Source organism: Mesorhizobium sp. M1E.F.Ca.ET.063.01.1.1 (assembly GCF_003998155.1).
Lineage (GTDB): Bacteria > Pseudomonadota > Alphaproteobacteria > Rhizobiales > Rhizobiaceae > Mesorhizobium.
On record NZ_RZSC01000005.1, the window covers coordinates 17,070 to 36,658 of the forward strand.

Genomic DNA, 19,589 nt, shown 5'->3' on the forward strand with positions numbered 1-19,589 from the left:
CTGCCGGCATGCTCTTGGCACGGTCCCGGCTGATCATCCGAACTTGAACAGGACACCAAAGCCGCCGCGCGGATAGTTCCACTCGATGTCGCCGCCTTTCTCGCACAATATCCGGCAGGTGCCGCATTCCATGCAGCCGTCGGCGGTGATCTCGACTTGGCCCCTGTCATTCAACTCATAGCATTTCGCTGGACAGACGTAGGTCAACGCAAGCAAGTTCGCGCTTGGCTTCTCGTGCGGTCGCACTATGATATGGGGGCGGCCGGAATCGACCAGGTAGCGGTTCTGGTAAAGCTTGTCCTCGACACGAACCTTCGTCACTGCGATCGTCATCTTGTACCCTCTTCAGCGCCATGCCAATGCCAGCCGGACCGCGTCGCTGACCAACCCCCAGCGCGAGCGCGCGTTGATGAAGGCGGCCGTGGTGGCCCTTTCCTTCTCGATCTTCGGCGTGCCGTCGACACGCATGAAGTTCTGAGCGGCATACGACATCAACCGCGGATAGCTGGTAAAAAAGTTGCTGGAATTGGTGTGGAGTAAGGCTGGCATGTCCTTGTATTTCTTAAGATCCTTGATCACAAAGGATTCATCCAGCATCGTCTTGTAGAGCGCAAGGTTCCCTTTGGTCATAGGACCGTTGCGGCTTTTGACTTTGATGATCGCCTCAGCCGCGACACGACCCGAGGTCATGGCAAGGTTCGAACCCTCACGGTGAATGGCATTGTTCAGTTGCGCTGCGTCGCCGACGATGACCCAACCGTCGCCGAAGAGCTGCGGAATGGCCCTGTAACCACCTTCGGGGATAAGATGGGCGGCATATTCTTTCACCTCCGAGCCAGCGATCAGCGGCCGGATCGAAGGATGGTTTTTCATCGCGTCTAGGAGGGCGGACGGGCTCTCCAACATCGCGGCGAAATCCGAGACCAGGCAGCCGATGCCGAGTGAAATCGACTCCTTGTTGGTGTAAAGGAAGCCGAGCCCGGCCATGTCGCGAGAGATCGTGCCCACGGCCTCGATTACGCAGCCTTCATCGCCCTTGACACCGAACCGCTGGTCAATGACCTCTTCGGGCAAGAAATGCATTTCCTTGACGGCAAGCGCCACGGTCTCCGGCTTCGGCATCTCGCGCAGGCCTGCGCGAGTGCCAAGCAATCCCGACACCCCTTCTGCGAGAACGACCACATTCGCGAAGACCACTCCGCCAGCCCGGTCTGTGCGGACGCCGATCACCTTGCCATTGCCATCACGGACGAGTTCCGTCGCGGTCGTCTCACACAGGACCGTCGCGCCAGCCTCGCGCACCTTGCGGGAAAACCATTTGTCGAACTGGGCGCGGATGATCGTGTAGCGGTTGGGTTTCGCCTCATTGAAGTCGTCCGACCGGTAATGAATTCCGGTGTGAGATGTGTTGTCCATCACCCAAAGTCGCTGTTCGACCAGGTGCCGCTCGAGGGGCGCATCATCCCGGAAGTCCGGGATGATCTTCTCCAGCATGTTCGCGTACATTATGGCGCCCTGGACGTTCTTAGAGCCCGGATATTCCCCGCGCTCCAACTGCAGTACCTTCAGCCCCTGGCTTGCCAAAGTGTAAGCAGCTGCGTTTCCGGACATGCCGGCTCCGACCACAATGGCATCGAATTGTTCAATCATGTCCTCTCCCTCAACTCGCAAGCTTGTCTCGACTGTGCGGCGACAGCCGCCGGGTGAAGGCTTCCGTGAGTGCGGGCAGGAAGCGGATTGCATCCGTGACGATCCCGAGGTGGGCGAACTCGAAAATCGGCGCGTTCGGATCGGTGTTGATCGCGACGATGAGATCGGCCCCCTCGACCCCAACTCGGTGCTGGATGGCGCCGGAAATTCCGGCCGCGATGTAAAGCTTCGGTCGAATGGTCTTGCCAGTTTGGCCAATCTGGCGATCAGCCGGCATCCAGCCCTTCTGGACCAAGGGGCGCGAACAGCCATGCTCGGCGCCGATCGCTCGGGCAAGATTCTTCACAAGCTGAAGGTTCTCCGCCGCACCGAGACCGAGGCCTCCCGCAACCACGACATCCGCATAGGCAAGATTTGCCATTGCCGACTGGTTATCCGGTAGGAAGCCGAGGACTTTGGTGACGATATCGTCCTCAACGAGCGACAGCTTGTGCCGCATGACACGCCCGACCGGCTTATCCACCCGTTGCGGCATAGGCATGACCCTTGGTCGCACCGTCGCCATTTGCGGCCGGTAATTTAGTGTATAGATCGTACACAACAACGAGCCACCAAAAGTCGGACGGGTCGCGGCGAGTGAACCGTCGGAATCTACATCAAGTTCGGTGCAGTCGGCCGTGAGCCCCGTCTGCAGGGTCGTCGCTACCGAGCCCGCAAGATCCCTGCCCAGTGTGGTCGCGCCGAGAAGGAGGATTTCGGGTTTATGGGTATTGACCAGATCCGTGAGCGCCTTGGCGAACGGCTCGTTGCGGTAGTCGGCGAGCGGCGGCGCATCGACGATGTAGACAAGATCCGCCCCGTAAGCGAAGGCCTCGGCAACAGCGTCCTCGACCATCTCGCCCGGCGGTCCCAGCACGACGCCCGCGAGCTGGACTTCAAGCTTGTCGGCTAATTTGCGGCCTTCACCCAGCAGTTCGAATGATACAGGATGCACATTGCCGCGTTCGAGCTCGAGGAAGACCCACACGTGCCGGTAGTCTTTGAAACGGTCGGGAAGTTCTTTCTTTACACCGGCACGGCCGGGGGCAAGGCGAGGGGTAGCTTGGCTTGCGGTCGACATTTTCTGCTCCTGGCCGTCACGTGCCGCTCTTGAAGGCCAACTCATGTTCCAGCGCCGGCCGGCGGGTTAAGATATCGGCGATGAGTTCATCGGCGATGTCCTGCAAGCCCTTTTCCGCGGTGTCGATCTGCGCCGCGCTTTCTGCCCGTGCGGTGGGGGCGAAAACACGCTTGACGACTGTCGGCGAGCCACGCAGACCGCACCGGGTGAGATCGTCAATGCCGGCGTCGGCTGCAGTCCACTTCACGACTTGGCTGCGCGCCGCGCAAAGAGCCTGCTGGAGCGAGCCCCGGCGGATTTCGTTGGTGTCTTCCAGCATGGTAATGAGGCAGGGGAGTCTGCTCTTCAGCAACTGGGTGCCGCCTTCGGCGCGACGCGCGACTTCGATCTCGCGCGTTTTGAGATCGATGGAGGCAATCTTCGCGACGTAGGTAAGTTGCGATAGATTCAGGCGCTTGGCTATGCCTGGTCCGACCTGGGCGGTATCGCCGTCAATCGTCTGCTTGCCGGTGAAGACGATGTCTGGCCTGCCGAAAGTCTCCCCAATTTTTGCGATTGCTTGCGAAAGAGCAAAGGAGGTCGCCAGCGTATCGGATCCGGCAAAATAGCGGTCCGTCAAGAGAACTGCTCGGTCAGCACCGTAACCGAGCGCCTTTCGCAGCGAGTCCTCCGCCATGGGCGGACCCATTGTGAGCACAGTAACCTCGCCACCATGAACGTCGCGCAGTTTGAGCGCTTCTTCGAGGGCGAACAGGTCGTAAGGATTGATGATGGTCGGCACACCCTGACGCATGATCGTGTTCGTCACCGGGTGGACGCGGATCTGGGCCGAATCCGGCACCTGCTTGATGCAGATTACGATGTGCATTGGCGATTTCTCTAAGCTCCCAGTCCGGATGCGTGCTTGGCGGTTCACCTCATTGCCTGCATCGTTCATGCCAAGTCTTCTTCCTGCCTCTATTCCAGAAGGTGGCTTCGTTTGCGTCCGAGGAGGCGTCATGAGGACTGGATTTGTCGACTTCCCGACATTGTCGCGTCGCAGCCGTGTCGGGCTCATTACTTTCCGAACCGCTTCAGTGCAGAGTCGAGCGGGACGAAGGCGCGGCCAGGTGCGGGACATATGTTTGGATCGTGGTCCCTTAGCACCTTGAACACACGTTGCGTGAGCGGCGAGGAAGTCGCGAAATCTTCGTAGGCGCGTTCCAGCTTGGCGCGCACCCGCGCGGCGATTACCTGGTCAGGCAGACCGGAGAAATCTTCTTCGGCAAGGTATTGGCCCACGCGCTTCATGATATGGAGCCGCGAGACATTCATCACTTTCGGGTCGTAGGAGACGCCAAGGCAGGCGAAGAAGTCCTCCGCAGCCGACAGGCCCTTCAGTCGCGCCAGGATATCGGTGGGATCAATCGGGCGGCTGTCAGCGGAGCAGTTCATTGTATTCTCCCGGCGCGAAATTGTGGTGTCGATGCGTTGGTGACATTGCTGACGGCGTGCCGACCTCTGGCACGGCGGCTGGGGCAAGAGACTTGGCGATCTCAAGCTTTTCTGAAGTGGTGAAGGCGACCCCGGGTTGCCTGCTCTCCATTGCGTAGGGTCGTCACGTTGAGGAAGTCCTCACGGCTCATGAGTGGGCGTCGGCTATTGTGCCGCTCGGGCCCGGGCCGGAATGAAGGTGTTCTGCACCTCGCCCGCACAGTCCAGCACTGGGAACGGCACGTAGTTTCTCGATGATCGCAGGCAGGACCTCAAGCACGCGGTCTACGTCATCTTCGCCGTTGTCACGCGACAAGGAGAAGCGGACTGCCCCACATGCCGCGTTCATAGCGATCAGAACATGGCTCGGTTCCATTGAGCCAGAGGCACAGGCGGACCCGGCGGAACAGGCGATTCCCAGCCGGCTGAGGACAATTGGGATTGCATCGCCTTCGATACCTTCGAATCCAATGTTTGCAGTGTTTGGCAATCGCTCCTGCGGATCGCCGTTGATGGATGCGTTTGGGATGCGCTGGATGATCCCGTTCTCAAGGCGGTCGCGCAACCATTTTATTCGTGTTGTCTCGTCCATGAATTTCAAGGCGAGTTCGGCCGCCATGCCCAGTCCGACTATGCCGGGTGTGTTTTCAGTGCCTGCACGCCGGTCGCGCTCTTGGTGGCCACCCTTGATCAGGGAGGAGAAGCGCACGCCACGTCTTACATAAAGCGCGCCTATCCCCTTTGGACCATGCAGCTTGTGGGCGGAGAGCGACAGCATGTCGATCGCGGTCGATTTCAGCTCAATCGGAAACCTTCCGACCGCCTGCACTGCATCAGTGTGGAAAAGCGCGCCGACTTCCCTGGCTAGGTCGGCAAGCTCAACCACGGGAAAGATCGTACCGGTCTCACTGTTCGCCCACATTATCGAGACGATTGCCACTTGTGGGGTGAGGGCGGTTCTGTAGGCGTCCAGGTCGAGCCGGCCGTGGTGATCGACTGGGATAATGTGCACCTTGACGCCGCGCGTCTTTTCAAGGTGCGCGCACAACTTCAGAACGGCCGGATGTTCAACCGCGGAAGTCACTATTTCCGTTCGACCGGGCATTACCTCGAGCGCCGAAAGGATGGCTGTACTGTCGCTTTCAGTCCCGCCCGAGGTGAAGATGATCTCGTCCTCGAATCCCGCGCCGATGAGGGCTTGCAACTGCCGCCTCGCCTTTCTCACGGCTTCAGCAACCGATGCGCCATAGGCGTGCATGGACGAAGGATTGCCAAATTGCTCCGTAAAGAAAGGCAACATCGCTCCAAGGACTGCAGGATCAACCCGCGTCGTTGCGTTGTTGTCGAGATAGACAGGTCTCATGGGAGTGATCCTTCAACTGCTGAAATGATTCAAGGGTAGGCGGGCCATTGAACCTCTGGCGCATATCGTATCTGGTGAGGTGGGCGGCCGGGCGAGCGATGGCTTGGCTGACCGGTCGCTGCCGACATTGCCATTTGGTGGCGGCATCCGCCGGGAATTCAGCTGTTTCGGGCAATGTTGTTTGCTTGCCCACGGCAACGATCGATGATCGCGATTTGGCACATCACCGAACGCAATTGTTCCGGGCCGACAGTGCGTGTCGGCTGGTTCCAGAGCGCCGGGGGTTACCGGTTTGACGCAGTATTCCTTGGCGTCGCTATAGTCGAACATAGCCTGTTCCCCTGCAATCATTTGCAGGACTTGCCGCAGCTGCACTTCTCCTGCGCATTGGGGTTATCGAAAACAAAGCCGGATGTTTCGAGCCCTGTGACGAAGTCGACGGTCATGCCGGCGGCATGGGGTTGGGAGCCTCTATCCATGAACACCTTGAGCCCATCTCGCTCGATGATCGTATCGCCCTCATGTGAGACGCTCTCCAGGCCCATTGAGTATTGGAAGCCGGCGCAGCCGCCGGCATGGACCATGATGCGAAATCCTTCCGCCGGCTCGCTGGCGCGGTAAAGAGCGGCCTTGATGGCGGCAACAGCGTTGTCGGTGAGCGTAATCATGGCTCGATTTCTCCTCGGTCCGTGACGTTTTCGCGGATCATCTCGCATGAACCGTGCCAAAGGGAAGACGTGTGTAAAAACGGTAGGACATCCCGACGTCTCTATGCTCGATTGCTGGGGAGACGTCCGACAACCGACACTTACTGTCGGGTTTGTCGCGTCCGCGTCACAGGAGGGGCGCCTGAGTTCGCGATGCACTCACGCGTAAAGCAATGAACAGAGCCAAAGATGTTCAGAGCTTGCCGCGGAGCAACTGGCACGACTTTTGAGAGCCTTCGTTGCGGCGGCAAAATTGCCGGCCGATTCACCTTTGGGTTGCCCTCGCAATCGAAGAACGAAGGAAGCAATATGTCGCTCCTCCCTCAGACCCGCCTTGTGTGGGAAAGCAGCACCGCCGGTGGAACCCGAATGCTCGATCGGCCGATTGGCGCCGACCACCCAACAATCGCTCTCTACCGGCGATTGGCCGCTGACCGCCCGGAGACAGGATTCGACTGGCGTGTGCCTGACGATCAATCGCGTCCGCCGTGCACACCCCTGAGGCCCTTTTTTCGACCGATCGTCAAAAGAAGAACGGGGCGGGGTTAAAAACATGGATCAGCGCAAGAAGCGGTCGCCCAACGAAATCCGGCGTGCGTGGGAAGTCTGTCCGAGCATTCCCGCGCGTGATTTCGCCGCCCAATTGGGCATTTCGGAAGCGGAACTGGTCGCGGCCCATTGCGGTTTCGGCGCGGCACGCATCGACCCGCGCGTCAATCACCTGCTGACGGGCCTCGAATTCGTGGGCGAAGTGACGGCGCTGACCCGCAATCAAGGTGCCGTGCACGAAAAGATTGGCGTCTTCAACAAAGTGATAACCGGCAACAATCACGCCATGGTCCTTGGTGACGAATTCGACCTTCGCGTCTTCCCGCAGGCTTGGAGGTATGGTTTCGCTGTTGAAAGGCGCCATCGCGGCGGAATCCAGCGCAGTTTGCAATTCTTCGACGCCGCCGGCGCAGCAGTGCATAAGGTGCATCTCAGGCCGGTCTCCAACCTTCATGCCTATCGAAAGCTGGTGGCCGAGCTCGTATCCGCCAACCAGGAGCCGACCATGTCGCTTAAGGCGAGAGTAGCCGACCTGGGCGCGAGGACTGCGGACCGGGCCGGCACGGTGGACGACCTACGCGAGCACTGGAGCCGGCTGACTGACGTCAACCTTCTGAAGACGCTCAAGCTCAGCCGCTGCCAGGCTTTGCGCATGGTAGGCCAGGATTACGCTTGGCTGCTCGACAATGCTGCAGTTGGCGCCGTGCTCCAGCGTGCGGCCGAAGACGAATTGCCGATCATGTGCTTCGTCGGCAACCGAGGCTCTATCCAGACCCATTCCGGCTTAATCAAGTCGGTCAAGCAGATCGGGCCGTGCATCTATGTGCTGGACGAAACCTTCCGGCTGCATCTCAGGAGCCACCAAATCCGTGAGGTTTGGGCCGTGCGCAAGCCGACCAATGACAGTCACGTCACCTCGCTCGAAGCATATGGGTCCGACGGCAAGATGATCATCCAGTTGTTCGGTGCGCGCAAGGAAGGCGAACGCGAGCGCGACGACTGGCGGGTTCTGGCGGAAAACCTGCCGCGTTTCCCCGACAGCTACATGAGAACAGCTACATGAGAAAGACCGATCGTTGTCGGTGGGACGCCGGCGCCCATCTGCCTCCGCAGCGAGTAGCCGGGCATTGAAGCCGAGATCGGGAACACGATGACGCAATAAGCGCGCTGTATTGTCATAACGCGATGAGCAGGTAGCAATTTGGCGCTGCCCCATCGAAGGCATGGTTACGACGAAGCCGCGGCCTTTGGCCGAGCTCAGAGGTGACAATAGCGTTAACGCCACCGACCGTCGTCACTCCCCACCAGGCGGTCAGCTGTTGCGGTTCGGGCCGAGCAGAAATACTGTCAAGACAGCGAGGAACGTGGCAACCGCGCTGTAGAGAAAGACACTGGCAATGCCCGTGTGATCCACCAATAGGCCACCGAAAGTTGTGCCGGCTGCGATCGCCACTTGGAAGGCTATGACCATCAGTACACCAGCGCTCTCGGCCTGTTTCGGAGCGGCGCGCAGCACCATCCAGGTCTGCAATCCGACCGGGACCGCGCCAAAAGCAAAGCCCCATACGGCAACTGCAATTGCCGAGGTCAAGGCCGATGCTCCCATAGTCAGGAGCGAGACAGCGGCTACGGCAATGAGCAGGGGCGGCAGGGCCGCGACTGCCTTGAGACTGTGTTTGGTGAGGAATGCGCCCGCTAAATTGCCGAAGACGCCGGCCGTGCCAGAAGCAAGGAACACGAGCGGGATCGACTTCTTGTCGAGCGGAGGAACGCTCTCGAGAAAGTCGCGGATGTAGGCGAAGCTGGCAAAATGGCCGGAAGCGACCAATAGCACGACTAGGACCGCAACCTTCATCGTCGGATTCTTCGCGACATCCAGCGGACTGCGGAATCTGCGCACTTCGATCGGAGGCAGTGGCGGAATGGTTACGAGTTGCACGAGCAGCGCAACGGCACTCACGATTGCGGCGACCTTGAACGAGGCTCGCCATCCCCAAATGTCACCGACATAAGCGCCGATTGGAGCCGCGCAGACGGAGGCGACAGAAACGCCGGTGAGGATGATCGACATGGCGCGCGGCATGAGGTGACTTGGAACCAGCCGCATTGCCAACGCTGCCGAAATTGACCAAAAACCACCGAGCGATATGCCGAGGACGACGCGTGCCGCCAGCAACACCGGCAGCGACCCCGCAACCTCCGCCAGAACGTTCGACAGGATCAGCAGCAGCGTCATCGCCCAGATGACGACCCTGCGGTCCAGACGCTTTGTCACGATGGCCATTGTCGGTGCCGAGATCGCCGCGACGATTGCGGTCGCTGTTAGCGCCTGTCCAGCCGTGCCCGTGCTGATACCGAGATCATGCGCGAGCGGTGTCAGAACGCTGGCGGGCAGAAACTCTGCCGTCACAAGCCCGAAGGTGCCGAAGGAAAGCGAAATGATCGCACCCCATGCGGGGCCAGACCGTTGATAGGGACTTTCTGGGTCAAGCCGATCTCGGTCGAACAGAGCCGCGTCCACTAAATCTGTCGCCGATTCGGTCATGAATGAGTTCTCCAGCTAGGAGCTGTTGCAGCAGGGGTGGCTATATCGCCGGGGATCAAAGCCGCTAGACCTTCCGGCGGCGGCCAGTCGGCCTCAGTCGAGGCCTCGGCGCCCACGCATCCGAGGCCTCATCGGAGGGCCGACGGACACAACCGTCGACAATGCGGGAGAGTTCTCGGCGCGGTCGCATCGATCGCATCCGTCGAAGTGCGGCCTGTTCACTGCGAACCAAGCAAGCCGAACGCGGTGTCCTCGATCGAGGCCTTGATGGGGGGATGATCGACGATCTCTATATTGCTTTGAAGCAGGAAGTTCCGTCGCCATATGCGGTTATCCTGGCAGCCAGAATTGAGCGGTCGTCGCAAGCACCAAGGCGGTCGCAATGAGTGCAACGAGGCGGAAGTCTGATCGATGGCTGCGGTTCGATGGCCGCGCGATCGACAGAATTGAGGTGATGAGTTATCCCTTTTGAAGCCGTTGCTCCCAATTCTGGGATAAGGTAATTGCAGGCGGTCCCAGCAACGTCGGGCGGCCTTTTTGGTGATTGAATTCATGGGACGACACTCTCGGTCCGTGACGCGTCTGCGAATGACTGCGCAAGTACCGTGCCATCAACGACAAATCTGGCTCTGCTGAGCGGGTGGTGGAGGCACGAGCGTGGGCTATCCCAAGAGCTTGCCGCAAGGTTGTTCGAAGTTGAGGTGCCGGATAGGCCGCAAATATGTCGGGCGGCCTGGGGTTCGCCAACACGAAGATGCGCAAGTTCAAAAGGACGAGCTGAACCCTTGCCGATATCCGTCCGAGGCTGATCTGGAGAAGGTCAAGAACTGCGTCTTGAAGGCTTTCCGCCGCACCGGCAAATGCGAAGCCAAGGTGCTGGGCAAGATGGACAGGGCCACACAACCCCTCGACTGGACGCTCATTAACGGCATCGGTGTGGCTCTGGTAGCTGGCGAGAAAACGCCGTGCTGAAAGACGAAAGCTCGTGTGGCCGGCTCTGAAGGAGGGCCAATGAGGCAGGCGAGGAGAGGCTATAGCCCATTCTTGTAGACTGACCTTGTCCCACGGAGGCGGCTAACCACCCCGCCAGACATCATCGAGGGGAGCGCCACTAGGCTCACGAACAAGTGTTGGTCATTTCCACCTGGGTGACCTCGGCCAAGTCACCAAACCGCTTAGCGCAACCTTTCGAACTGGATGCTCCCCGGGCACATGATCGGCTAGCGATCCCACCAATTGAGTTGCTCCAAGTCGGTGTCTAGCTTTCTACATTCTGTGTCCGACGCTGGACAAGAATGTTGCAATCCCGACCAGTAAGTCAGCACAGGCGCCACCTGTTGCCCAGCAAACGGCAAGGATTATCGAAAGACGAATTCGGCACGGAGCTTGCACCAACGATTGCATGCAAATGCCGACAGCATCTCATGAACGGTCTCTCGATTCTGGCGCGGTTAAATCGCGGCCGGTTCCAGATCATGTCCCGCCCGAAATGGTGAGGGACTTCAGCCTGTTTACGTCGCCCGGCATGTTGCCGACGGCCAACGGGGATCCGCATGCAGCGGTTGCTTGCGTTCATGCCGGGCCTCCGATCTTTTATTCAACCAGCAACACGCGCGACGGTCGGGGTACCTGGGTCATCACTCGCGCGAGCGACCAGCGCCGGGTGCTGCAGGACACCGAAACGTTTTCCAGCCATCGCAGCATCTTCGCCTCTGTGCTCGGCGAGAGCTGGCCGATGATCCCGCTTGAGCTCGATCCGCCATTCCACGGTGTTTTTCGCTCACTGCTCAATCCGCTGCTTTCGCCAAAGCGGGTAATGGCATTGGAGCCGGCTGTCCGGGAACGAGCGATCAAGCTGATCGACAGGATCGCCGCATCAGGCACGAGCTGCGACATCATGAAGGATTTTGCAGTTCCGTTCGCGGTCAATATCTTCCTTCGCTTTATTGGGCTTTCGGACGACGGACTAGAAACATTTGTCGGCTGGGCTAGAGATCTGCTCCACGGCGATAAGGAGCAACGACCACCCGCAGCCCGGACGATCGTGGCCTTCATCGACGAACTTGCCACCGAGCGCCGCAAGGAGCCGGTCGATGATTTCATGACCTTCATCGTGAAGGCAAAGGTCGAGGGCCGTCTGCTCAGTGACGAAGAAGTCCGTGGCATCGGCGTGCTTGTGTTCGTCGCGGGGCTCGACACGGTCTCAGCAGCCATATGCTTCGACTTGGCCCATCTCGCGCGCAACCCCAAAGATCAGGAATTGCTACGAAGCGAACCGGACCGGATTGCCGTCGCCGCGGAAGAATTGCTGCGCGCCTATTCGACCATTCAGATGATCCGAGTGGCAACGAAGGATGTCGACTTCAAAGGCGCGCCGATCCGCAAGGGAGACTATGTTTCCTGTGCCACGATGATTGCCAATCGTGACCCGGCGGAATTCGAATACCCGAATGAGATCGATCTGGCGCGCGAGGACAACCGGCACGCTGCCTTTGGCTATGGTCCCCATCGTTGTCTTGGCTCACACCTTGCCCGGCGGGAGATTGTCATTGGCCTGGAGGAGTGGCTGGCGCGCATCCCAGCCTTTCGGATCAAGACAGGGACTGAACCCATCACCTTCGGCGGCCATGTGTTCGGGATCGAGAATCTGATCCTGGACTGGTCCTGAAGTTTCCGCCAACGACATTGGAGTTCGCTATGCGTGTCATCGTACACAAAGCCAGATGCCAGGGTCATGCGCGCTGCTTGGCGCGGGCGCCGAGAGTCTTCAAGCTTGATGACGACGGCTACATCTTGCCCGGTGATATTGATGTTGCCGATGGGGAGCAACTGCTTGCCTCACAAGGGGTAAGAGCCTGCCCCGAACAAGCTCTGGAAGTTGACGAGCCCCCCGCTAACTCAATTGTAGAGAGAGACACACGCAAAGTGCAGACTGGCGTCGGGAAGGACAAAACAATCATACAATTCGCGACAGAACCTGTCGACCACGCGAAAATTACCGAACTGCGTGACCGAGAGGCGATCCGCAACTGCCTGTATCGGTACTGCCGCGGGATAGACCGCGCCGATGAGGCGGCGCTGCGTAGCGCATACTGGCCCGAAGCGTATGACAGGCACGGTCCCTATTGCGGACCGGCAGAGGACTTCATCCAATTTGCTCTCGGTCTGCCGGGGCAGCGTAACATCCATCAAATCACGAACAGCCTGATCGACTTCATCAGTTCAGCAGAGGCCGCGGTCGAGAGCTATTTCACCGCGCTGCAACGCGGACCGGATACAGACCAAGAAATACGTCAGACGCTGCTTTGCGGCCGTTACTGCGATCTGTTTCAGAAGAGGCAGGACGAGTGGCGAATTGCGGAACGGACAGTCGTCTACGATTGGGTTGAGGAGCAAATCCCGCCAGCGATTCTTGAGGCAGATAGGTTCGGCCGGCGACAGCCGATTGGAGCACCACATCCAGACGATCCCATCTACCAGCTGCTCAAGCGTCACATCCCCACCGACCAAGATGGCGTCGAGGGTCCCCAACTGGGAGCTGCATAAGTGGGTAGAAATGGAGGATGAGCGCCTTGCGGGATTGAGATCTGTGTGGGGCCGCAACTGGCGGTCACTGCAACGATTTGGCTCGACCCTTCATTCCGCCCAAGGTCGATGGGCTGAGATCACAAGCGGTCATCGTGGAGAAGCTCTCGTGAAACTGGCAGCACGCACCGTAATCATCACAGGCGCCGCGGGCGGGATCGGCCGTGCCCTGGTCGATATCCTTGCCGCGGACGGAGACACTGTAGTTGCGGTGGACCTTCCGGGCAGTGGTGTGGTTGAACTGGCTCGGGATCTCGGGTCGCCGCACGTCGGTCTGGAGTGCGATGTGTCGCGAGAGAAGGACATGCTCTCACTTTTCGGCCAGGTCGAAGCACGGTTCGCGCAAATCGATGTCCTCATCAACAATGCGGCGGTTGGACCCACGATGGATAGGATCATCGACACCGCTGTCGATACCTTCCGACGCGGCGTGACAGTGAACCTTATTGGGCCATTCGTTATGGCCCGGGAAGCGGCGCGGCGCATGAGGCCGGGCGGTGCGATCGTCAATGTGGCTTCGATGGCGGGCGTGGTCGGCAATCCCAGGCGCAACGCCTACGCAGCCTCGAAAGCTGGCGTGATCTCGTTGACAAAGTCCCTTGCGTGCGAGTGGGCTATGCGAGGAATCCGCGTCACGGCGGTGGCGCCGGGCTCCGTCCGCACCCCAATGGTCACAGAACTGGCACGCGCTGGCAAAATGGACCTCGCGGCGATACGCCGCCGCGTGCCGATGGGGCGCTTGGCTCGCCCCGACGAGATCGCCAGGGTCGTGCGTTTTCTGAGCAGCACGCAGGCGCGCTACATCACCGGCTCGGTGCTGGCAGTCGACGGAGGCTGGATGTCATTCAACCAGCCGGGGGATGCTCACCCGCCGGTGGATAGTGCGCTCCAAGCCGAGCTCTCCTGTCCGGCCGAATGCACAGATGCGCGAATCGTGCTCGTCACCGGTGGCGCAAAAAGCATTGGCGCGGCCGTCGCTCGCCGCTTTGCCGCGAACGGCGACACCGTCGTGATTGCTGATAAAGATGGCACTGCAGCGGCAGAGCTGGCTACATCGCTCCCCGGCAAGCATCTGGCGAAATCGCTGGACGTGGCCGTCGAGAGCGATGTGGTGTCGATGTTCGAAGAGCTGAGGCGACGCTTCGGGTATATCGATGTTCTGGTCAATAGTGCTGATACCGCCGACAGGATTGTGCCTGCGATCGAGCAACTGTCGAAACAGCTCGAACACGTCCTGGATGTCAACCTTACCGGCGCCTTCACCTGCGCGCGCGAAGCGATCAAGGCTATGCGCCCGGGCGGCGTGATCCTCAATCTCGGGTCGATCGACAGCTTTCTGCCGTTCGCGCCGCGCCATGCCTACGGCGCCTCCAAGGCGGGGATGGATATGCTGACCCGTTGCATGGCGGCCGAACTCGGCCCGGTCGGAATTCGGACAGCCACCGTCGCTCCTGGCCACATCCGCACGCCCGCACTTGCTCAGTTGGCCAAAGCCGGCCGCATCGACCTGGCAGCAATCGGACGACGCATCCCCATGGGCAGGATGGGACGGCCAGAAGACGTCGCAGATGCATCGTTCTTCCTTGCTTCGTCTGACGCCTCATACATCAACGGCTCGATCCTCTACGTGGACGGCGGCTGGACCTCGTTCGGTGATGCGGGAAACGCCAGCGAACTCTATGACGAATGTTTTGCGGAGGCCGCAGGTTAATTGCCAGGCATTCGCAGGGCGACCGGCCGAGCATTATGAAGCCTCGGCTCCACGACGCACCCGAGGTGCTTGAGATCCAAGCATGCGCATGCCGAGCACATTCCCGGTCGGCTGACGTGTCTATAACGAGGAGAAATCATGGAATTTGCCACTTTCATTCTGGCCGCCCAGCGTGGCTATCACCAATCCTCAGAAAGCGTCATCCGCAACTCCATCGAACAGGCCGTCGCTTCGGAGCAGGCTGGGTTCAACACCGCGTGGTTTGCTGAGCACCACTTCAACAATTACAGCCTCATACCATCCCCGCTGATGATGGTGGCGCACTGCGCCGGCTTGACAAGCACGATTCGCCTGGGCACTGCCGTCTGCGTGCTGCCGCTTTACCAACCGCAGCGCCTGCTGTCCGAGATCGGCTTCGCCGACATCGTTGCGAACGGCCGTCTCGAGCTCGGCGTAGGCTTGGGATACCAGCAGTTCGAGTTCGAACGGTTCGGCGTGGACATCGATGAGGCGCCGGCCGTCTTTTCGGAATACCTGGACATCATTCTCAAGGGCCTCAACCAAAACGTCTTCGAACACGACGGCCAGTATGAGAAGATCCCCCCAACAGCGATTTCGGTCCGCACAGTCCAGCAGCCGACGCCGCCTATCTGGATCGCTGGCGGAGCCGCACGGATGGCTCGGGCCTACCGCGAGGGGCACAATTTTTTTGTCACAGCCTTCCACGACGGCTTAGAGACTTTGACCACACTGCGTGAATCAGTCGAGAGGGCGGCGGCATCCGAGGAAAAGAACGTCACCGACGTCAAGATATCGCTGCTGCGCTGCTGCTATGCCAGCCACGACGAGTTGGAGATCAACAGCTATCTCGACAATGCCCGCTTCCAGCGCCGGCTTTCTGAAGCCCTGCATCAGCGCCGCCAACAGAGCCACGATGGCTACCTGCTGCAGGAGACACCGACCCAGCAGGATCTGTCCTTCGAGACCATGCGCAAAAATTTGCCGATTGGCAGCGTAAATCGCGTGATTGATCGCCTGCTGGAAGAGATCGATGTCTTGAAACCGGACCAGATCGCAGTTCAGACTCAATTGGGCGACTTCGACCAAAAGACGATGCTGCGCCAGATCGAGCTCTGGGGCGACAAGATCATCCCTGCGGTCAACAAGGCGCTTTGTCATGCCGGAAGCTGAAGCCGGCCGTTACGATGATGGCTGCCTATCCACGCGCGCAATGGCGTGGGTCCGAGCTAGGGAGGAGCTTCGATCAGCATGTGCTGCCCTGCGTGCTTTCGCGTTCGCTTGAGGAGGTCCAGGCGGGCGAGGTGTTGGCGACGGAGGGGACAGGCCTTTCGTCTGTCGAATTGCGTGATGTCTTGGCCGCAACTTTCCCGTCTACCTCCAGCAGCGTATTCGCTTTGGAGGAGTTGAGCGAGCCCGAGCCGGAACTGGAAGAGGAGCTGCTGCGCCGGCTGCTGCTAGCGCATGCTGCGCCGGGCGACCCGGCGAGCGCCCGCTTGGCCAAGATCATCGCCCGGCGTGCGATGCGCACGGACCATCTTTGGCGGGATCTTGGCCTCTCAAATCGCGCTGAGCTCAGCCGCCTGCTTGCCAGACATTTTCCCGCGCTGGCGGCAGGCAACACAGAAAACATGAAATGGAAAAAGTACTTTTACCGCAAGCTGTGTGAGGCCGAAGGCTTTTCGTCATGCACTGCACCCAGTTGTCGGGAATGCCATGACTTCGAAAGCTGCTTCGGCCCGGAGGAAGTTGAGAGTCGCCTCTCGCCGACCAGGAATGCCGGTTAGTCACTTCGCTTGATCGCAGCTGCGGACAACCGCTTATCACGGCGCCGTAGTATGGAGGAAGGGATGTTCATCGCCTCGCGATATTTGGTGACGGTACGGCGAGCGACATTGATGCCGGTCTGCTTGAGCTGAGCAACGATGTCTTCGTCGGAAAGTACCTTGTCGAGCGATTCTTCGGCGATGATTGCCTTGATCCGATGGCGGACAGATTTGGCGGAGTGCGCGTCGCCGCCCTCGCAGGATGCGATTGTCGCTGTGAAAAAATACTTCAGCTCGAACACCCCGCGCGGAGTTAACATGTACCTGTTCGAAGCCACCCGGCTTACCGTCGACTGGTGCATTTTGATCCCGTCAGCGACATTTTTGAGACAGAGAGGCCGCAGATGGGCGACGCCGTGTGTAAAAAAGGCATCCTGCTGGCGCACGATTTCGGTCGCAACCTTAAGGATCGTCTTAGCGCGCTGCTCGAGACAGCTGATCAGCCAGTTCCCTTTTTCCTGGCAATGGTCGAGAAACGCTTTGCCTTCCGGATTTTGATTGGTCAGCTGCGAGATTTCGGCGACATAGGTGTGGTTGATCAACACTTTGGGCAGCGTGGCCGGATCAAGCTCCACCCGCCATCCACCTTCGGACTTGGGCATTACCCAGACGTCCGGTACGATGGTTTCCGGCGTCCCGGACTGGAACCGGTCTCCAGGCTTGGGATCGAGCGCGCGGATTTCGTTCCTCATGTCGAGGAGATCCTCCTCGTCGACTCCGCAACGCTGCTTCAATCCCTGAAAATCCCCCCGTGCAAGCATCTCGAGATTGGCGACCAAAGCTGCCATAGCCGGGTCGAACCGGTCTTGCTGGCGCAGCTGAATCTCCAGGCATTCGCTGAGAGTTCGCGCAAAAATCCCCGGCGGATCAAATTGCTGCAAGATTCCGATGACCCGTTCCACATCAGCTTGCCGAACGTTTAACCTCCCGGCCAGATCGAAAAGGTTTACCTGAAGATAGCCAGTGTCCTCCAGATGGGCGGCGAGCTGTCCGGCAATCAGCCGCTCCTGCGGGGTGAACGGGGTGAGGGCGACCTGGCGGGCGACATGGTCGTGCAATGTTTCGGTGTGGGCGGTAAACTCCTCGACGGCAGGTCGATCGTTGCCGCTACTGCGTTGCGACTTCCATTGCCCGCGCCCGCCAGACGGCCCGCCAATGGGCGATTCGCCGATTTCGCTTCTGCTTTGACTGCTCCGCTGATCCACCCCTGACAGCGGCGAAACGTCGTCAAACGGGTCAGGCTTCAAAACGGGGTTCTTCTCGAGTGCCTGCTCCACGAGCTGATGGAGTTCAGTATGCGTCAATCGCAGCAAGCGAATAGCTTCAATGGCTTGAGGCGATAAGACCATACGTTGCTTCTGGCGTTGAAGCAGGCTTGCTGAGAGATGCATGTTGAACCGGTAATCTGCCGAGGAGGCTCTAGTGTGTGCTGGGGTTGTGTGAGACTTGCCACTTCTGGGTCATGCCGCCGCCTTCAGTTTGTCGAGAACGTTTTGCGGGGATGAAACGCCATAGGGGTCCGTCTCGCAGTTGTCACAGAAGCCTTCCTCCTCGAACCACTGCTCCACCACGCCATCGTCGATCAGAGCGGCGTATCGCCAGGAGCGCATGCCAAAGCCCAGATTGTCCTTCGCGACCAGCATGCCCATCTTGCGCGTGAACTCGCCCGACCCGTCTGGGATCAGCTCGATCTTCTGCAGCCCCAAGGACTTTCCCCACGCATTCATGACGAAAGCATCGTTGACTGAGACGCAGTAGATCGCGTCAATTCGCAGTTCCAGAAATTGATCATAGAGTTTTTCGAAATCGGGCAGTTGGAAGGTCGAGCAGGTCGGGGTGAAGGCGCCAGGCAGCGAGAACAGGATAACGCGCTTGCCCCCGAAATAATCGTCGGAGGTCTTGTTCTCCCACCGATAAGGATTTGGCCCCCCGATCGACTCATCGCGAACACGCGTGCGAAAGGTCACGAGAGGAACGTTCTTTCTATCGGTCATTGATTTGCTCCCAGGCCAAAGTGGTACGGTGCATTTTTCGGTTAAACTGAAGCGGCATCGACTTCGGTGGACAGTTCCGGCAGCCTTTCGCCCTGGCGTGGTTGCCTCGGACCAGTCTTGTGCAAGACCGCCCCCGAGCAGGGACGTTTAACGGCGACGAGCTTCCAGTTTTCCGCGGGGACGGGGAATGTTTGCTCGCGTGCTTTATCGAGCTTTGAGAGGTAGGCATGGTCTCCAACCGTGGTTTTGACTGCGTTCTAGCGACCGAGTCGCAAGCGCCATGCCAATTGACCCCATGCCTTGGGTTCACTTCGGTTTTTGCAGCAACTTTCGTGTTGTGCAGTAATGCCGGTCGATATTATTGCTCAAGCAGCACTGGAAATTGGGTGGGACTCCGTTCGGCAAACCCGGCCTTTGTCCGAAGCCGGACACGAATGTCGGAAATTAGCCAAACGCCAGGACCTGGGGCGGGTTAAGAAACGTTGCCGTGGGCACCGTTCTTCAGCACAATTGCGCCACGCGAGCATGGCTCCCAGCGTCAATGCCGTGCAGCAGCGAGACGAAAGTCACTGCAGAATATCAACCTCTGCGAAGTCGTTGAGACGATGGGACAGGATAGCCAAGGAGGTGCGCCGTCTTGCATGCCCCGCCAGCGAGGCGAACCCTCTTGGCTACGCGCGCCACCAGAGACGCTCCATATCGTCAGGCCCGCGTCTCATGCTCAGATGAGCCGGTATTTGGCTCTCTCATCAGCGAACCGAGAGAGCCCATGCCAAGACGGAAGCAAGCAAGACGAACGAGCGTCAAAGATACCCGGACGATCCTGCGCCTGACCCGTAAACAGGGCAGTCCGGTGGGCGAGGTGGCAGAGCAACTGAGGTTCGGCAAGACCTCGGTTTCCACCTATTTCTGCGGGCGCTGGAGGCGGGCTGTCGTGCTGGCCCTGCATGCGGCTTTGACGACGATGCGATGTTGAAACACCGTCTGTTGCGCCGAATCGGCCGTCGGCCACACGTTGGGTCGTCATCAGGTTCTCGACAGCTTCCCG

The 19,589-nt window shown here is 59.4% G+C and carries 19 protein-coding genes and 1 pseudogene; 9 read left to right on the forward strand and 11 right to left on the reverse strand.

All coding sequences use genetic code 11. From position 1 onward, the window contains the following. Positions 1–33: 33 nt before the first annotated feature. The 8 genes from EOA29_RS01505 to EOA29_RS01535 all read right to left on the reverse strand — a co-directional run bounded on the left by EOA29_RS01505 (position 34) and on the right by EOA29_RS01535 (position 6,274). Positions 34–333, reverse strand: coding sequence for a ferredoxin family protein (locus EOA29_RS01505; protein ID WP_091599526.1), 300 nt, complete (start codon positions 331–333; stop codon positions 34–36). A gap of 12 nt (positions 334–345) precedes the next feature. Then, positions 346–1,650, reverse strand: coding sequence for an FAD-binding protein (locus EOA29_RS01510; protein WP_091599523.1), 1,305 nt, complete (start codon positions 1,648–1,650; stop codon positions 346–348). A gap of 10 nt (positions 1,651–1,660) precedes the next feature. Next, positions 1,661–2,770, reverse strand: a complete 1,110-nt coding sequence (locus tag EOA29_RS01515) for an electron transfer flavoprotein subunit alpha/FixB family protein (protein ID WP_091599520.1) — start codon at positions 2,768–2,770, stop codon at positions 1,661–1,663. Between the two features lie 16 nt (positions 2,771–2,786). Then, complete coding sequence (locus EOA29_RS01520) at positions 2,787–3,638, reverse strand: electron transfer flavoprotein subunit beta/FixA family protein (protein ID WP_126059306.1); 852 nt, start codon at positions 3,636–3,638, stop codon at positions 2,787–2,789. A gap of 188 nt (positions 3,639–3,826) precedes the next feature. Then, entirely contained in the window at positions 3,827–4,204 is a 378-nt protein-coding gene (gene nifW / locus EOA29_RS01525) for a nitrogenase stabilizing/protective protein NifW (protein ID WP_091599514.1), read from the reverse strand. 187 nt (positions 4,205–4,391) lie between these two features. Then, a complete protein-coding gene (gene nifS / locus EOA29_RS01530; RefSeq protein WP_091599511.1) occupies positions 4,392–5,606 on the reverse strand; it encodes a cysteine desulfurase NifS in 1,215 nt (404 codons plus the stop codon). Positions 5,607–5,618: 12 nt separating this feature from the next. Then, a complete protein-coding gene (locus tag EOA29_RS41065; protein ID WP_127284186.1) occupies positions 5,619–5,936 on the reverse strand; it encodes a hypothetical protein in 318 nt (105 codons plus the stop codon). A gap of 17 nt (positions 5,937–5,953) precedes the next feature. After that, positions 5,954–6,274, reverse strand: coding sequence for an iron-sulfur cluster assembly accessory protein (locus EOA29_RS01535; RefSeq protein WP_091599508.1), 321 nt, complete (start codon positions 6,272–6,274; stop codon positions 5,954–5,956). A 592-nt stretch (positions 6,275–6,866) separates the two neighbouring features. Between EOA29_RS01535 and EOA29_RS01540 the strand changes: the two genes are divergently transcribed. Further along, positions 6,867–7,925, forward strand: a complete 1,059-nt coding sequence (locus EOA29_RS01540; protein ID WP_091599505.1) for a ChuX/HutX family heme-like substrate-binding protein — start codon at positions 6,867–6,869, stop codon at positions 7,923–7,925. A gap of 249 nt (positions 7,926–8,174) precedes the next feature. Here the strand turns inward: EOA29_RS01540 and EOA29_RS01545 are convergent, their stop codons facing one another. Continuing rightward, a complete protein-coding gene (locus EOA29_RS01545) occupies positions 8,175–9,407 on the reverse strand; it encodes an MFS transporter (protein WP_091599502.1) in 1,233 nt (410 codons plus the stop codon). A 657-nt stretch (positions 9,408–10,064) separates the two neighbouring features. Between EOA29_RS01545 and EOA29_RS01550 the strand changes: the two genes are divergently transcribed. The 7 genes and pseudogenes from EOA29_RS01550 to EOA29_RS01575 all read left to right on the forward strand — a co-directional run bounded on the left by EOA29_RS01550 (position 10,065) and on the right by EOA29_RS01575 (position 16,508). Then, positions 10,065–10,379: a hypothetical protein gene (locus EOA29_RS01550; RefSeq protein ID WP_091599500.1), complete on the forward strand. Its 315-nt coding sequence runs from the start codon at positions 10,065–10,067 to the stop codon at positions 10,377–10,379. A 517-nt stretch (positions 10,380–10,896) separates the two neighbouring features. After that, positions 10,897–12,075, forward strand: coding sequence for a cytochrome P450 (locus tag EOA29_RS01555; RefSeq protein ID WP_164746650.1), 1,179 nt, complete (start codon positions 10,897–10,899; stop codon positions 12,073–12,075). A gap of 29 nt (positions 12,076–12,104) precedes the next feature. Beyond that, a pseudogene (locus EOA29_RS42700) lies at positions 12,105–12,227 on the forward strand (ferredoxin); the annotation flags it as partial. A 138-nt stretch (positions 12,228–12,365) separates the two neighbouring features. Continuing rightward, entirely contained in the window at positions 12,366–12,953 is a 588-nt protein-coding gene (locus EOA29_RS01560; RefSeq protein ID WP_236378846.1) for a nuclear transport factor 2 family protein, read from the forward strand. A gap of 148 nt (positions 12,954–13,101) precedes the next feature. Beyond that, positions 13,102–14,703, forward strand: a complete 1,602-nt coding sequence (locus EOA29_RS01565) for an SDR family oxidoreductase (protein WP_091599495.1) — start codon at positions 13,102–13,104, stop codon at positions 14,701–14,703. Between the two features lie 138 nt (positions 14,704–14,841). Next, positions 14,842–15,894, forward strand: coding sequence for an LLM class flavin-dependent oxidoreductase (locus EOA29_RS01570; RefSeq protein WP_091599492.1), 1,053 nt, complete (start codon positions 14,842–14,844; stop codon positions 15,892–15,894). A gap of 17 nt (positions 15,895–15,911) precedes the next feature. Beyond that, positions 15,912–16,508, forward strand: coding sequence for a nitrogen fixation protein NifQ (locus EOA29_RS01575; RefSeq protein ID WP_245468338.1), 597 nt, complete (start codon positions 15,912–15,914; stop codon positions 16,506–16,508). On the opposite strand, the gene rpoN is transcribed toward EOA29_RS01575, so the two are convergent. Both rpoN and EOA29_RS01585 read right to left on the reverse strand, forming a co-directional pair. Then, positions 16,505–17,938 carry an RNA polymerase factor sigma-54 gene (rpoN, locus tag EOA29_RS01580; protein WP_091599489.1) on the reverse strand — a complete coding sequence of 478 codons (1,434 nt, stop codon included), beginning with the start codon at positions 17,936–17,938 and terminating at the stop codon, positions 16,505–16,507. The two genes, EOA29_RS01575 and rpoN, sit on opposite strands and share 4 nt — an antisense overlap. A gap of 69 nt (positions 17,939–18,007) precedes the next feature. After that, on the reverse strand, positions 18,008–18,541 hold the full coding sequence (locus EOA29_RS01585; RefSeq protein WP_029356553.1) for a peroxiredoxin: 534 nt from the start codon (positions 18,539–18,541) through the stop codon (positions 18,008–18,010). Between the two features lie 769 nt (positions 18,542–19,310). Between EOA29_RS01585 and EOA29_RS41070 the strand changes: the two genes are divergently transcribed. After that, on the forward strand, positions 19,311–19,517 hold the full coding sequence (locus EOA29_RS41070) for a hypothetical protein (RefSeq protein ID WP_127399749.1): 207 nt from the start codon (positions 19,311–19,313) through the stop codon (positions 19,515–19,517). The last annotated feature ends 72 nt before the right edge of the window (positions 19,518–19,589 follow it).